Source organism: Streptomyces sp. NPDC005485 (assembly GCF_040606085.1).
In the GTDB taxonomy this organism is placed as follows: Bacteria; Actinomycetota; Actinomycetes; order Streptomycetales; family Streptomycetaceae; genus Streptomyces.
In genome coordinates this window covers 1-12604 of the sequence record NZ_JBEXDZ010000218.1, presented here as the reverse complement: position 1 = coordinate 12604, position 12604 = coordinate 1, and the positions used below count along the sequence as shown (strand labels likewise).

General features: G+C 70.9%; 15 protein-coding genes. 6 read left to right on the top strand and 9 right to left on the bottom strand.

Going from position 1 to position 12604, the window contains the following annotated elements:
- Positions 1-191: 191 nt before the first annotated feature.
- From ABZS97_RS40485 to ABZS97_RS40475, 3 genes are read left to right on the top strand one after another with little or no spacing between them, the layout of a single operon-like run.
- Positions 192-986: a GvpL/GvpF family gas vesicle protein gene (locus ABZS97_RS40485; RefSeq protein ID WP_356147464.1), complete on the top strand. Its 795-nt coding sequence runs from the start codon at positions 192-194 to the stop codon at positions 984-986.
- Positions 983-1171, top strand: a complete 189-nt coding sequence (locus tag ABZS97_RS40480; protein ID WP_356147461.1) for a gas vesicle protein — start codon at positions 983-985, stop codon at positions 1169-1171. Before ABZS97_RS40485 ends, ABZS97_RS40480 begins: the two co-directional genes overlap by 4 nt.
- Positions 1168-1485 carry a gas vesicle protein K gene (locus ABZS97_RS40475; protein WP_356147458.1) on the top strand — a complete coding sequence of 106 codons (318 nt, stop codon included), beginning with the start codon at positions 1168-1170 and terminating at the stop codon, positions 1483-1485. Before ABZS97_RS40480 ends, ABZS97_RS40475 begins: the two co-directional genes overlap by 4 nt.
- Positions 1486-1487: 2 nt before the next feature.
- Here ABZS97_RS40475 and ABZS97_RS40470 read toward each other — a convergent pair whose 3' ends face one another.
- From ABZS97_RS40470 to ABZS97_RS40460, 3 genes are all read right to left on the bottom strand, one after another.
- Positions 1488-1658, bottom strand: a complete 171-nt coding sequence (locus ABZS97_RS40470; protein WP_356147455.1) for a hydrophobic protein — start codon at positions 1656-1658, stop codon at positions 1488-1490.
- Positions 1659-1700: 42 nt separating this feature from the next.
- Positions 1701-2522 carry a class I SAM-dependent methyltransferase gene (locus ABZS97_RS40465; RefSeq protein WP_356147452.1) on the bottom strand — a complete coding sequence of 274 codons (822 nt, stop codon included), beginning with the start codon at positions 2520-2522 and terminating at the stop codon, positions 1701-1703.
- Between the two features lie 113 nt (positions 2523-2635).
- On the bottom strand, positions 2636-4129 hold the full coding sequence (locus tag ABZS97_RS40460) for a phosphatase PAP2 family protein (protein ID WP_356147449.1): 1494 nt from the start codon (positions 4127-4129) through the stop codon (positions 2636-2638).
- A 90-nt stretch (positions 4130-4219) separates the two neighbouring features.
- Between ABZS97_RS40460 and ABZS97_RS40455 the strand changes: the two genes are divergently transcribed.
- Entirely contained in the window at positions 4220-5839 is a 1620-nt protein-coding gene (locus ABZS97_RS40455) for an ATP-binding cassette domain-containing protein (RefSeq protein WP_356147446.1), read from the top strand.
- 224 nt (positions 5840-6063) lie between these two features.
- Positions 6064-6297 (top strand): DUF6158 family protein, encoded by a 234-nt coding sequence (locus ABZS97_RS40450; protein WP_356147443.1) that lies wholly within the window; start codon positions 6064-6066, stop codon positions 6295-6297.
- A gap of 176 nt (positions 6298-6473) precedes the next feature.
- On the opposite strand, the gene ABZS97_RS40445 is transcribed toward ABZS97_RS40450, so the two are convergent.
- The 6 genes from ABZS97_RS40445 to ABZS97_RS40420 all read right to left on the bottom strand — a co-directional run bounded on the left by ABZS97_RS40445 (position 6474) and on the right by ABZS97_RS40420 (position 12221).
- Positions 6474-8591, bottom strand: coding sequence for a catalase (locus tag ABZS97_RS40445; protein ID WP_356147440.1), 2118 nt, complete (start codon positions 8589-8591; stop codon positions 6474-6476).
- Complete coding sequence (locus ABZS97_RS40440) at positions 8588-9133, bottom strand: type 1 glutamine amidotransferase domain-containing protein (protein ID WP_356147437.1); 546 nt, start codon at positions 9131-9133, stop codon at positions 8588-8590. Before ABZS97_RS40440 ends, ABZS97_RS40445 begins: the two co-directional genes overlap by 4 nt.
- A gap of 6 nt (positions 9134-9139) precedes the next feature.
- Entirely contained in the window at positions 9140-9820 is a 681-nt protein-coding gene (locus tag ABZS97_RS40435; protein WP_356147434.1) for a diguanylate cyclase, read from the bottom strand.
- Positions 9817-11280 carry an aminotransferase class I/II-fold pyridoxal phosphate-dependent enzyme gene (locus ABZS97_RS40430; protein ID WP_356147430.1) on the bottom strand — a complete coding sequence of 488 codons (1464 nt, stop codon included), beginning with the start codon at positions 11278-11280 and terminating at the stop codon, positions 9817-9819. Before ABZS97_RS40430 ends, ABZS97_RS40435 begins: the two co-directional genes overlap by 4 nt.
- A gap of 14 nt (positions 11281-11294) precedes the next feature.
- Complete coding sequence (locus ABZS97_RS40425) at positions 11295-11735, bottom strand: CBS domain-containing protein (RefSeq protein ID WP_356147425.1); 441 nt, start codon at positions 11733-11735, stop codon at positions 11295-11297.
- Positions 11736-11831: 96 nt separating this feature from the next.
- Positions 11832-12221 carry a DUF2795 domain-containing protein gene (locus ABZS97_RS40420; protein ID WP_356147421.1) on the bottom strand — a complete coding sequence of 130 codons (390 nt, stop codon included), beginning with the start codon at positions 12219-12221 and terminating at the stop codon, positions 11832-11834.
- Between the two features lie 167 nt (positions 12222-12388).
- Between ABZS97_RS40420 and ABZS97_RS40415 the strand changes: the two genes are divergently transcribed.
- Positions 12389-12547, top strand: a complete 159-nt coding sequence (locus ABZS97_RS40415) for a hypothetical protein (protein ID WP_356147418.1) — start codon at positions 12389-12391, stop codon at positions 12545-12547.
- Positions 12548-12604: the final 57 nt, after the last annotated feature.

The window sequence follows — 12604 nt, the reverse complement described above, 5'->3', positions numbered from 1 at the left end:
CCCGGCGCCCCCCGCCCCCACCCCGCCGGGGACACCGGGGTGTGCCGGGACCGCCCCGCCGCGCGGGCGCGCGCCGCCCCCCGCCCGGGGGCGCCCCGCGACTCCTCGGAGGAGTCATCGAGGGAGCGCTCGCGGGAGCCCTCACGTCACGCTCCCCGCGACCCCCCGAAGGAGTCCGCATGACCACGAACATGAGCGGCCTGCGTTACGTCTACGCCGTCTGCCGCCCCTTTCAGGCCACGCTGCCGGCCCAGTTGACCGGCGTCGCGGGCGTCCCGCCCAAGCTGCTGACCCACGGTGACCTGGTCGCCGTGGTCGGTACGGTCGCGGAGCAGGACTTCGCCGAAGCGCCGTTGCGGGCACACCTGGAGGACCTGGAGTGGCTGAGCGCCACCGCCCGCGCGCACCAGGCCGTCATCGACGCGCTGACCGTCGTCACCAGCCCGCTGCCGCTGCGGCTCGCCACCGTCTTCCGGGACGACAGCGGGGTCCGCACGATGATGGAGGCGCGCGAGGAACAGTTCCAGCGCACCCTCGACCGGCTCGACGGCCGGGTGGAATGGGGCGTCAAGGTCTACGCGGAACAAACCGGCGTCGTTTCTGCGGAAAAGCGTACGGAGATGCCCGAACCGGCCGGAAAGCCATCCAGTGGGCGCGACTATCTGCGCCGACGCCGTATGCAGAACCGGAGCCACGAGGACATGCGGGTACAGGCCGACGAATACGCGCACAAGCTGCACGGAACGCTTTCCGCCCACGCCGAGGGCGCGCGTGTTCACGCGCCCCAGAATGCGCAGCTGTCCCAGTCGCCGGGCGTCAATGTCCTCAACGCCGCCTACCTTGTGCCGCGCTCGGAATCCGAGGCATTCGTGGAACTCGTGGAACGTACGAAGGACGACGTGCCGGGAATACGCGTGGAACTCACCGGCCCGTGGGCCGCCTACTCCTTCAGCGGACTGGACGATGCCGGTGAGGAGGGCTCGTGACCGTCGTGGAACGCCGGGAAGTCGCGCTCGTCGACCTGCTCGACCGGCTGCTCGCGGGCGGAGTCGTCATCGCCGGGGACATCACGCTGCGGATCGCGGACGTCGACCTCGTGCGCATCGACCTGAACGCGCTCATCAGCTCCGTGAGTGCCCAGGTCCCGTCGCCGTGGGGGGAGTCGCTGTGAGTGAACCGGACGTGAACGGACTTGGCCGGACCCCGAAGGAACGCAACCGCCTGGACCTCGACCCCGACACCGTGGAGCGGGACCTGGTCAAGCTCGTCCTCACCGTAGTCGAGCTGCTGCGCCAGCTGATGGAACGGCAGGCGCTGCGCCGCTTCGACACGGGCGAGCTGACCGAGGACCAGGAAGAGCGGATCGGGCTCACGCTCATGCTTCTCGAGGAGCGTATGACGGAACTGCGGGAGCGATACGGACTGCGGCCCGAGGACCTTAATCTGGACCTCGGGCCGCTCGGACCGCTACTTCCTAGGGAATAGGGCTACCACCGATACCAGCGGCCCCGGGATCCGCTCGCACTCGTGCTGCGAACCAGGAATCCCAGTAGCCATACGACCAGGACGATCAGCGCTATCCACCACAGTATTTTTACTGCGAATCCGAATCCGAAAAGGACCAGCGCCAGAAGTAGAACCAGCAGGATGGGAACCATAGTGTGAACCTCCTGCATACCGTGTTTCCAGGAATACCCGGATCAGACGTCCTTTCGGCAGAGAATTTCTCCGTGCAGTACGGAGAACCAGCCGTCCTCCCGCCGCCCCCACTCCCGCCAGGCGTCCGAGACGGCCCGCAGCTCTTCCGTGGTCGCATGGCCGTCCTCGGTGGCGCGCTCCGCGTACGCCGACGCCAGAGTGCGGTCCGCCCACAGCCCGCTCCACCACGCCCGCTCCTCCTCGGTGGCGAAGGTCCAGGTGCTGGACGTGGCCGTGATGTCCGTGATCCCGGCCCGCAGGGCCCACGCCTTCAGACGCCGCCCGGCGGCCGGCTCGCCCCCGTTGGCGCGAGCGACGCGCAGATACAGGTCCAGCCAGTCGGTCATCCCCGGCAGCTCGGGATACCAGGTCATCGCCGCGTAGTCCGCGTCACGCACGGCGATGTAGCCGCCGGGTCTGGTCACCCGGTGCATCTCGCGCAGCGCCTGCACCGGGTCGCCCACGTGCTGGAGCACCTGATGGGCGTGGACCACGCAGAACGTGTCGTCCGGGTAGTCCAGCGCATGGACGTCCGCCACCGCGAAGTCGACGTTCTCCAGGCCGCGTTCGGTGGCCACCCCCCGCGCCTGGTCCAGGATGCCCGGCGCGTGGTCGACGGCGGTCACGTGCCCGTCCGGGACCAGTGCGGCCAGGTCGGCGGTGATGGTGCCCGGGCCGCAGCCGATGTCCAGGATGCGCATGTGGGGCTTGAGCGAACCGAGCAGGTACGCCGCCGAGTTGGCGGCGGTGCGCCACACGTGCGAACGGAGCACGGACTCGTGGTGCCCGTGGGTGTAGACGGCGGTCTCCTGCGCCTTCGACATGGCCGCTCCCCTCTTTCGTCGGTACGCATCACCGTACGCGCCCATGTCGAATAATGAGATCCGTGTCTTACTATATGGAACAACCGGTGCAGGTCATGGGGTCTGACAGGTAGTCAGTTCAGTGGTAGTGGACGGTAGACCGTCAGCGACTCCGGCAGCTTCTCCAGCGTCACCTCGCCCGAGACCTCCGTGACCTCGCCGTCGTACGCGAGAAGAGTGCCGGGCGCCACCCCGTCCACCCGCAGCCGGCGTACCCGTACGGCCGCGTGGGCGGGGGAGCGGGTCAGCGGCCCCGCCAGCGCCGCGGCCAGCAGCCGCACGGCGGGCTGCCCCCCGCCGTGGATGACGCGCACATCGAGCAGTCCGTCCGAGAGGTCGAAGCGGCGGGCGGGTGCGAGCCCCATCCGGTGATACGTCCCGTTGCCCGCGAACAGCAGCCAGAGCGGGTGGGTCCCGTCCCGGAACCGGGCCTCCAGCGGATGGTGGTCGGCGCGCAGCACGCGCAGGGCCGCGAGGATCCCGGCCGGCCAGCCACCGATGCGCCGCGACCACCGCTCGCGCTCGCGCACCAGCTCCGGATAGACGCCCAGGCTGCAGGTGTTGAGGAAGCAGCCCTGCCGGGTGCCCGAGGAGAAGAGGCCCACGTCCACGCGGACGGCGTCGCCCTGCCGGACGGCGCGGGCCAGGTCGCGGACGTCCTCCACGCCGAGGTCGAGTGCGAAGTGGTTCAGGGTGCCGCCCGGCAGGACGGCGAGGGGCAGCCCGTGGCGCAGGGCGACCTCGGCGGCTGTGTTCACCGTGCCGTCGCCGCCGCACACGCCGAGCACCCGGGCATGCGTAGCGGCCTTCTCCAACTCGTCCTTGATGTCGGCCGGTTCGCACTCGACCGTCTCCGCGAGCGGCAGGGCGTCGCGCAGTGCCCGGATGCGGTCCGAGCTGTTCGCGCCGTTGTTGGCCACGACGACGAGGCCCTCGCCCTGCGGGAGCGCGGGCGCGTCCACGCGCGGCCGGCCGGGCGGCGGGATCCGGTCGCGGGTCGGCACCATGCCCCGTACGGCATACGCGGCGCCCACACCGAGGGCCGCGCCCACGACGACGTCGCTCGGGAAGTGCACGCCGGTGTAGACGCGGGAGACGGCCACCGCGGTGGCGAGCGGTGCCACCGCCGCGCCCCAGCCGCCGGACTCCAGCGCCACGCCCGCCGCGAACGCCGCCGCCGACGCGGAGTGGCCCGACGGGAACGACGTGGTGATCGGCTGCCTCGACAGCTGCCGGATCAGCGGGACCGCGTCGAGGGCCGGGCGGGGGCGGCGCACCGAACGCTTACCGAGCGTGTTGATGGTGGCGGAGGCGAGGGTCAGCGACGCGAGGCCCCGCGCAGCGGCCCGGCGGCCCCGGGGGGTGCGGCTCGCGGCGAGCGCGGCCGCGGCGCCGAACCACAGCACGCCGTGGTTGGCGGTGCGGCTCAGCCGTGGAAGCAGGCGGTCGCAGCCCGGCCAGTGGCGGGTCGCCACCGCCTCGAAAAGGCGGCAGTCGGCGGCGAGGAACCGGTCCCGCAGGATGTGGTGCCCCGGCGGGCGGACGGTGAGATCGACGTCTGGGCTCATGGGAGGCGGGTACCCGGCACGGGCGGCTTCTCGCCCCCGGGCGAATACGCGTTTGCCCAGACCCCCTCGGTCCCCGGAGAATGCTTCCCCATGGGACATCTGGAAGCCGCACATCTCGAGTACTACCTTCCCGACGGGAGGGTGCTGCTCGGCGATGTGTCGTTCCGGGTGGGTGAGGGCGCCGTCGTCGCCCTGGTCGGGCCGAACGGCGCCGGCAAGACGACTCTGCTGCGCATGATCTCCGGGGAGCTGAAGCCGCACGGGGGAACCGTCACCGTGAGTGGCGGGCTCGGTGTGATGCCGCAGTTCGTCGGCTCCGTACGCGACGAGACGACCGTACGGCAGCTGCTGTGCTCGGTCGCCCCGCCCCGCATCCGTGAGGTCGCGCGGGCGGTGGACATCGCCGAGCACGCGATCATGACCGTCGACGACGAGGCCGCGCAGCTTCAGTACGCGCAGGCGCTCTCCGACTGGGCCGAGGTGCGCGGCTACGAGTCCGAGACGCTCTGGGACATCTGCACCATGGCCGCACTCGGGATCCCCTACGAGAAGGCGCAGTGGCGCGAGGTGCGCACGCTCTCCGGTGGTGAGCAGAAGCGGCTGGTGCTGGAGGCGCTGCTGCGCGGCACCGACGAGGTGCTGCTCCTGGACGAGCCGGACAACTACCTCGACGTCCCCGGAAAGCGCTGGCTGGAGGAGCGGCTCAAGGAGACCCGCAAGACCGTCCTGTTCGTGTCGCACGACCGCGAACTGCTGGCCCGTGCCGCCGAGAAGATCGTCAGCGTGGAGCCGAGTCCCACCGGCGCGGACGCCTGGGTGCACGGCGGCGGCTTCGCCACCTACCACGAGGCACGGCAGGAACGCTTCGCGCGCTTCGAGGAGTTGCGCCGCCGCTGGGACGAGAAGCACGCCCAGCTGAAGAAGCTGGTGCTGAACCTCCGTCAGGCGGCCTCCATCAGCCATGAGTTGGCGTCCCGTTACCAGGCGGCGCAGACCCGGCTGCGGAAGTTCGAGGAGGCCGGACCGCCGCCGGAGCCGCCGCGTGAGCAGGACATCACGATGCGCCTGCACGGCGGCCGTACCGGCGTAAGGGCCATCACCTGCAAGGGACTTGAGCTCACCGGACTGATGAACCCCTTCGACCTGGAGGTGTTCTACGGCGAGCGCGTCGCCGTGCTCGGTTCCAACGGCTCGGGCAAGTCGCACTTCCTGCGCCTGCTCGCCGGTGACACGGTCGCGCACACGGGGGAGTGGAAGCTCGGCGCCCGCGTCGTGCCGGGGCACTTCGCGCAGACGCACGCGCACCCGGAGCTCCAGGGCCGCACGCTGCTCGACATCCTGTGGCAGGCGCACTCCCAGGACCGCGGCGCCGCGATGTCCCGACTGCGGCGCTACGAGCTCACGGCGCAGGCCGAGCAGCGCTTCGAGAAGCTGTCGGGCGGCCAGCAGGCCCGCTTCCAGATCCTTCTGCTGGAGCTGGAGGGCTCCACCGCCCTGCTGCTCGACGAGCCGACCGACAACCTCGACCTGGAGTCCGCTGAAGCCCTCCAGGAAGGCCTGGAGGCCTACCAGGGCACGGTCCTCGCCGTCACCCACGACCGCTGGTTCGCCCGCTCCTTCGACCGCTACCTGGTCTTCGGCTCCGACGGCCGCGTCCGGGAGACACCGGAGCCGGTGTGGGACGAGCGACGGGTGGAGCGGGCCCGGTAGACAGCGCTCGGCCAGGTTCATGTTCGCCTAGTGACGGCATGTTCGTATGGCGTACCGCGAGTCGGTGCGGCGCTCCGCGAGGCGAGGCCCGCGGACCCGGATGTTCGTACAGTGGGGGGAGGAAGGCCGGATCCACGGCTTTCCTCCCGGATGCCGTTCGGGGAATCGGGTCCCGGGTGGGTACCCGGACCGCAGCGAAGGACCACGACGAGCGGGGTACCACCATGAACGGAGTCGACCCGGACCGTCTGGACGACCAGCAGCTGATGAAAGAGCTGGAGACGATCCACCGCACGCGCCACGACACGCTGTTGCACGGTTCCAACGACGCGCTGCACACCCACAACGAGCGCATGGCCCAACTCGAGGGCGAGTATCTGCGCCGCAACCCGCGCCGCCCCGTCGCAGCCGCACGCACGCGTGAGGGAGCGCGGGACCGGGCACCGGGCGGAGCCTGACCGGTAGGGAACGCCCGGCGCGTCGCCGGGCGCGCGGACGCCTGTTCACGACACCGGGGCCGCCGCCCGGAGCGGACGCGTGCAGACGGGGCTGCACTGCCTGCTCGGACGGCGGCCCTGACGCCTGCCACCTGGTGCTCTACCCGCCGAGTGCCTGCCGGGGCGACCGGTGGCGATCAGCACCGCACCGGCGGCCGCTGCCAGAACCGGTGCTCCGCGATCGCCCCCACGAACGCCCGCAGGAACTCCTCGCTCGCGGCGCCCGGCGAGGTGTCCGTGACCACACCGTGGTCGGCGACCACCGTGTGGAACTCCGTGGACAGCCGCAACCCCTCCGGCTCCAGCGCGGAGACGACCCCCACGCCCGAACCGATCGCACCGACCGGCTTGCCGTGCCGGTAGGCGTCACGCAGGAAACGCATCGCGTCCTGGTCGCCCGCGGTCGACGGGGTGTCGGTGGGCCCGCCGGGCAGCAGCACCGCGTCGTAGAGCACCGACGCCACAGTGGGCAGGGCACGGTCCACCATGTACTGCTCGCCGTCGGAGCCCTGCACGGTGCCGTCCCGGGCCGCGAGCGCCTCCACGATCGCCCCCTCGGCGGCCAGCGCCTCGCGCACCGAGGTCACCTGCTCGGCGTCCACGCCGTCGGCGACCAGGACCGCGATCTGCCGGGTGCGGATCGAGCCGTCGCCGCGCAAGGATTCGAGGCTGAGTGCGGGAGAGGCGGATTTGTACGTCCCCGGCGCGGTCCCGTCCGGCTCCGGCACCCCGATGCCGCGGGCCACCTCTGCCGCCAACTCGCCGTCCACCTTGGCCAGTTGCTCGACCGTGCGGGCCCTTACCGTCCGCGCCTCGACCTTGCCGAGCTCGAACCGGAAGGCCGCCACGATGTGCTGCTTCTCCCAGTCGGCCATGCTGTTCCAGAACAAAGCGACCTGGCTGTAGTGGTCCTTGAAGCTCTCGCTGCGCTTGCGGATCTTGGCGCCGTCGACGCGTTCCGCGTAGTGGGTGTACGCCTGTCCGTCGACGCCCGCGTGGGCGGGGCAGCCGCCGCCGAGGGAGTTCGGGAAGTAGTTCGTGCCTTTGTGGACGGCGCTCTGGTGGTAGCCGTCGCGCTGGTTGGTGCGCACGGGCGCGATCGGCCGGTTGACGGGGATCTGCGTGAAGTTGGGGCCACCCAGCCGGATCAACTGGGTGTCCAGATAGGAGAAGTTGCGGGCCTGGAGCAGCGGGTCGTTGGTGAAGTCGATGCCCGGCACGACGTTGGCGGTGTGGAAGGCGACCTGCTCGGTCTCGGCGAAGAAGTTCTCCGGGTTGCGGTCGAGGACCATCCGGCCGATCGGCCGCACCGGCACCTGCTCCTCCGGGATGATCTTCGTGGCGTCCAGCAGATCGAAGTCGAAGGCGAACTCATCCTCCTCCGGGACGAGTTGGACGCCCAGCTCCCACTCCGGGTACTCGCCCGCCTCGATCGCGTCCCACAGGTCGCCCCGGTTGAAGTCCGGGTTGCGGCCCTGGCACTCCTGCGCCTCGTCCCACACCAGCGAGTGCACGCCCAGCTTCGGCTTCCAGTGGAACTTCACGAACGTGCCGCGCCCCTCGGCGTTCACGAACCGGAAGGTGTGCACGCCGAAGCCCTGCATCATGCGGTAACTGCGCGGGATCGCCCGGTCCGACATCAGCCACATGATCGCGTGCAGCGTCTCCGGCTGGAGCGACACGAAGTCCCACAGGGTGTCGTGGGCGGACGCGCCGGTCGGGATGTCGTTGTGCGGCTCCGGTTTGACGGCATGCACGAAGTCGGGGAACTTGATGCCGTCCTGGATGAAGAAGACGGGGAAGTTGTTCCCGACGAGGTCGTAATTGCCCTCCGACGTATAGAACTTGGTGGCGAAGCCGCGCACGTCCCGCACGGTGTCCGCAGACCCCCTCGGCCCCTGCACGGTCGAGAACCGTACGAAGACCGGGGTACGCACGGCCGGGTCCTGCAGGAAGGCGGCGCGGGTGAACTCCGCACAGGACTCGTACGGTTCGAAGTAGCCGTACGCGCCCGCGCCCCGCGCGTGCACCACCCGCTCCGGGATCCGCTCATGGTCGAAGTGGGTGAGCTTCTCGCGGAAGTGGAAGTCCTCCATGAGCGTGGGCCCGCGCTCGCCCGCGGCCAGCGAGTCGTCGGTGTGGTCGACCGTCACGCCCTGGTCGGTGGTGAGCGGACCGCCCGCGGGGTCGTCCGCGCGAAACGCCTCCCGCTGCTGCTGCTTGCGGTCGCCGGTGTCCGCCGTCTCGTCGCTCATCGGCCGGCCTCCTTGGTGAACACGTCGAGGAACGCCTCGCAGAACGCCTTCAGATCGTCCGGCTTGCGGCTGGTGATCAGCTTGTTCGGGCCGTGGTCGCAGATCTTCACCTGCTCGTCGACCCAGGTGCCGCCGGCGTTGCGGATGTCGGTCCGCAGGCTCGGCCACGAGGTCAGCACCCGGCCGCGCACGACGTCGGCCTCGACCAGCGTCCACGGGGCGTGGCAGATCGCCGCGACCGGCAGCCCCCGTTCAAAGAAGTCCTGGACGAAGGAGACGGCCCGCTCGTCCGTGCGCAGGAAGTCCGGGTTGGCGACACCGCCGGGCAGCACCAGCCCGCCGAAGGACTCCGCCGGGACCTCGCCCACGACCTCCTGCACGGCGAACGTGTCCCCCTTGTCCAGGTGGTCGAAGGCCTGCACCTCACCGGGCTTCGTCGACACGAGCACGGGTTCGTGACCCGCGTCGGCCGCCGCCTGCCAGGGGTCGGTCAGTTCGATCTGCTCGACGCCCTCCGGCGCCGTCAGGAATGCGATCCGCATGGGCGATCAGTCTCCTTTCCCGGCCGACCAGACGGCCTCGTCGGCCCCGGCCTGCCACGTGGCTTCGTCCCTTGCCTGCTTCCTGCGGGCCCGCGCCGCCCGGCCGCAGCGCAGCAGTTCCTCGCCGTAGGGCAGCAGCACACAGGTGCCGATCGCCGCGGCGATCCCCGCGAGATAGCCGCGCGACAGCTGTGGCCGCCGCGGCACCAGCCGCCAGGCGTCCGGATCCGAACTTCCGCCCCTGGCAAGGGACTTGACCTGGTCGGAGTGCAGGCACATCAGCGCGGCGAGGGCCGCGAAGGGCAGGGATTCCAGGAAGCTGTGGATGTGCTGTTCGATCGGCTTGACCTCGCGCTCGCTGTGCACGGCGGTGCGCACGTCCCACAGCGCGGTGGCCTCGTGCACGGCCGCGCCGCCCAACTGCACCGACAGCAGCAGGGGGTTGACCTCGTAGCGCAGCGTCAGTGCGATGGGGATGCCCACCTCGGTCATCATCAGCGCGTGGATCAGCGACTCCTTCGTGCCGGAGGTGTCCTCGATCCGGGTGCGCCGGTGCATCAACCAGTCGGCCAGCCCCGGCACGAACCAGCTCGGCAGCAGCCCGTACAGCAGATAGCGGGCCGTGGTGTCGCCCACGTCGACGGTGACGCCCGTGGCGCTGATCGCGGCGGCCTGGTCGCGCGTCACTCCGCCACCACCCGGACCGTGCGCAGGGACTGGTCGGAGGCGTCGGGCACGTACATCCCGGCCTCCACACCTGTCCGCAGGAACTCCGCGGCCTCGCGGCTGATCCGCTCGCCCGGGCAGAACACCGGTACGCCGGGTGGATACGGGCTCGCGGGCTCGGCCGCGATCCGGCCGGCCGCCTCCTCGACGGGCACCTGCTCGACCGGTCCGAAGAAGGCGTCGCGGGGCAGCATCACGGTTTCGAGTTCCAGTCCCTCGGGGGTCGGCAGCCTCACGGCCGCCGGCGGGGGCAGCGCGGAGCGCTGTTTCACGAGTTCGGTCAGGGCATCGAGCAGGACCACGCAGCTCTCCTCGGTGTCGGCGTGGGTGAGTTGGGCGACGATGCGGCGGTGGTCGGCGAGCCCCACGTCGACCTGGCGGTGGTTGCGCAGCCATTCGGCGGCCGCGTAGCCACTCGTACCGAGGTCCGAGACGTCGATCACGACGAGCAACGGGTCGTACGCGAACGACCGGTCGGGGCCGACGAGTTCGGGCTCCTCCAGCGGAGCGAGGCCCGTGAGGCCCGCCACCTCCTCGCGCAGCCGCCGCGCCAACTTGAGGGCCCGGCCCAGGAGTTCGTGGCCGTCCCGCACCATCTGCCGCCGCCAGCCGTCCAGGGCCGCCCACATCAGGACCGACGGGCTGGTGGTGTTGAGCAGGTCGGCGCGGAGCGTGAGCACCGCAGGGTCGACGAGGTCACCGCGCAGATGGAACACGGAGCCCTGCTCCAGGCCGGAGCCCATCTTGTGCACCGAGGTGACGCACAGGTCGGCGCCCGCGTCCATCGCCCAGCTCGGCAGGTCCTCGTGGAAGGGCAGATGGGCGCCCCATGCCTCGTCCACGATCAGTGGCCTGTCGTGGTCGTGGCACACCTGGGCGATCCCGCGGATGTCGGCGCACATGCCGTACGCGGTGGGCGTGACGAGCAGCATGCCCTTGGCGTCGGGCGCCCGCCCGAAGGCCTCGGCCACCGCGTCGGGCCCCGGTGGGTGGGTGAGATGCCGGGCGGCGTCGTAACGCGGCTTCACCCACACCGGTTCGATCCCGGCCAGGATCAGGCCCGCGATCACCGACTTGTGGGCGTTTCGCGCGACCAGCAGTTTCTCGCCCGGCCCCGCGACCGCCAGCATGGCCGCCTTGACCGACAGCGAGCTGCCGCAGGTCGAGAAGCAGGTACGGTCCGCGTCCACCGCGTCCGCCATCAACTCCTCGGCGTGCTCAAGGAATCGGCCGGACATCCGCCGGTCGTCGAGTCCGTTGAGGGCCAGTACGTCGGAGGCGAACACGTCGGCGCCCAGGGTCAGGGCCACCCGTGTGTCGACCCCGGTGCCGCCCTTGTGGCCCGGTGGTGAGTAGGCGTGCCGACCCGAGCGGTGGTACGTCTCCAGCGCTTCCAGGACGGGGGCTCGCGCATGGTCCATGTCGGATTTCTCCCTCACGTGGGAGCGGCGCCCGGCCAGCTGTCCGGCTCGGCGCGGCTGATGTCGGCGAGTGCCGAACCCGGGTCCCGCGCGAGCGCCAGGTCTCCGAGACTGACCATGCCCACGGGGCGTCCGTCCTCGACGACGGGCAGTCGGCGCACCGAGTGCTCGCGCATCAGCTCCACCGCGGTGGCCACCTCGTCGTCCGGGGAGACGACCACGGGGCGGGGGGTGCACACGGCCTGGGCGCTCACGGTCAGCGGGTCGACGCCGTCGGCGACGGCCCGCAGGGCTATGTCACGGTCGGTGAGCACCCCGATGACCTGGTGCTCGCCGGCAACCAGGACGTCGCCGACGTCCTGGGCGCGCATGAGCTGTGCGGCTTCGACGAGCGAGGCGTCCGGCCGTACGGCGACGACGCCTGGCGTCATGACTTCCCTCACGAACTCAGCCATGGCTGTGGACCCTTCCTGCGTTCCCCGTCGTGGGGGGTGGGGGTGCATCGGGGTGGTGTCGGCCGCAGTACCCCTGAGCCCTGTGCCCATGCCTGGTCACCGGGTGCTCCGGTGGGTGCCGACGACCGCCTCGGCCAGTTCCTGCACCGTGGCGTAGCGCGCCTCGCGCGGCAGTCCCTCCAGGGCTTCGACGAGCCCGTCCGGCGCGTACTTGTCGCGCAGGATGCCGATCAACTCGCGGCGCCCCGCGGGGAACGTCGTACGGCCCAGGATTCGCGCCAGTTCGAAGCGCACCGTCTCCAGCGAGGCGGGCGAGCGCATCGGTGCCACGGGGCCGCCCGCGATCTCGGGATCGTCGTCGGCGGCCGGCTCCGGATCGTGCCACTCCTCGGCCCGGGTGGGATGCCCGGACCTCAGCAGGCCTTGCAGTTCGTGCTTCATCTCGTCGTCGCGGTGGACGTTCAGCCGGTCACTGCCTCGTTCCATGACTCCTTGACTCCTCCAGATCTTCGCGGGTGGCCACCGCGTACCCGTGCGACGGGGATCGACACGGGGGCTCGGCGCGGGGTTTGTCCGCGTGCCGCGGGGAGACCCGGCCAAGACCCCCTGCAAACACCCCCCGCATCCGTGTTCCTCCTGGGGAAGGACAGGCCATGGCGGTTCTGGCGCTCGTGGCGGCACTCCTGGTGATCGTGCCGATCGTGATGATCGGCTTTGTGCTGGCACTGGGCCGGTACGAGGAACTGTTGCTGCCGGCCGTCCAGGAGCCCGATGGCCCCGAGCACACCGACGGGGCCGTACTGGGTCACTGAACGGAGGCGACGCCGCGAGGCGGCGCGACACGGCCCCGGGGTCGCAATGTTCGTCCC

What these genes read in the sequence shown, in the direction of transcription:
- ABZS97_RS40440 (WP_356147437.1), bottom strand. Translation starts at nt 9,133, where the DNA reads ATGCGGATCGCATTCCTGACGGCGCCGGAGGGCGTCGAGCAGATCGAA.
- ABZS97_RS40420 (WP_356147421.1), bottom strand. Translation starts at nt 12,221, where the DNA reads ATGGAACGAGGCAGTGACCGGCTGAACGTCCACCGCGACGACGAGATG.
- ABZS97_RS40450 (WP_356147443.1), top strand. Translation starts at nt 6,064, where the DNA reads ATGAACGGAGTCGACCCGGACCGTCTGGACGACCAGCAGCTGATGAAA.
- ABZS97_RS40460 (WP_356147449.1), bottom strand. Translation starts at nt 4,129, where the DNA reads ATGAGCCCAGACGTCGATCTCACCGTCCGCCCGCCGGGGCACCACATC.
- ABZS97_RS40485 (WP_356147464.1), top strand. Translation starts at nt 192, where the DNA reads ATGAGCGGCCTGCGTTACGTCTACGCCGTCTGCCGCCCCTTTCAGGCC.
- ABZS97_RS40425 (WP_356147425.1), bottom strand. Translation starts at nt 11,735, where the DNA reads ATGGCTGAGTTCGTGAGGGAAGTCATGACGCCAGGCGTCGTCGCCGTA.
- ABZS97_RS40470 (WP_356147455.1), bottom strand. Translation starts at nt 1,658, where the DNA reads ATGGTTCCCATCCTGCTGGTTCTACTTCTGGCGCTGGTCCTTTTCGGA.
- ABZS97_RS40465 (WP_356147452.1), bottom strand. Translation starts at nt 2,522, where the DNA reads ATGTCGAAGGCGCAGGAGACCGCCGTCTACACCCACGGGCACCACGAG.
- ABZS97_RS40445 (WP_356147440.1), bottom strand. Translation starts at nt 8,591, where the DNA reads ATGAGCGACGAGACGGCGGACACCGGCGACCGCAAGCAGCAGCAGCGG.
- ABZS97_RS40430 (WP_356147430.1), bottom strand. Translation starts at nt 11,280, where the DNA reads ATGGACCATGCGCGAGCCCCCGTCCTGGAAGCGCTGGAGACGTACCAC.
- ABZS97_RS40455 (WP_356147446.1), top strand. Translation starts at nt 4,220, where the DNA reads ATGGGACATCTGGAAGCCGCACATCTCGAGTACTACCTTCCCGACGGG.
- ABZS97_RS40415 (WP_356147418.1), top strand. Translation starts at nt 12,389, where the DNA reads ATGGCGGTTCTGGCGCTCGTGGCGGCACTCCTGGTGATCGTGCCGATC.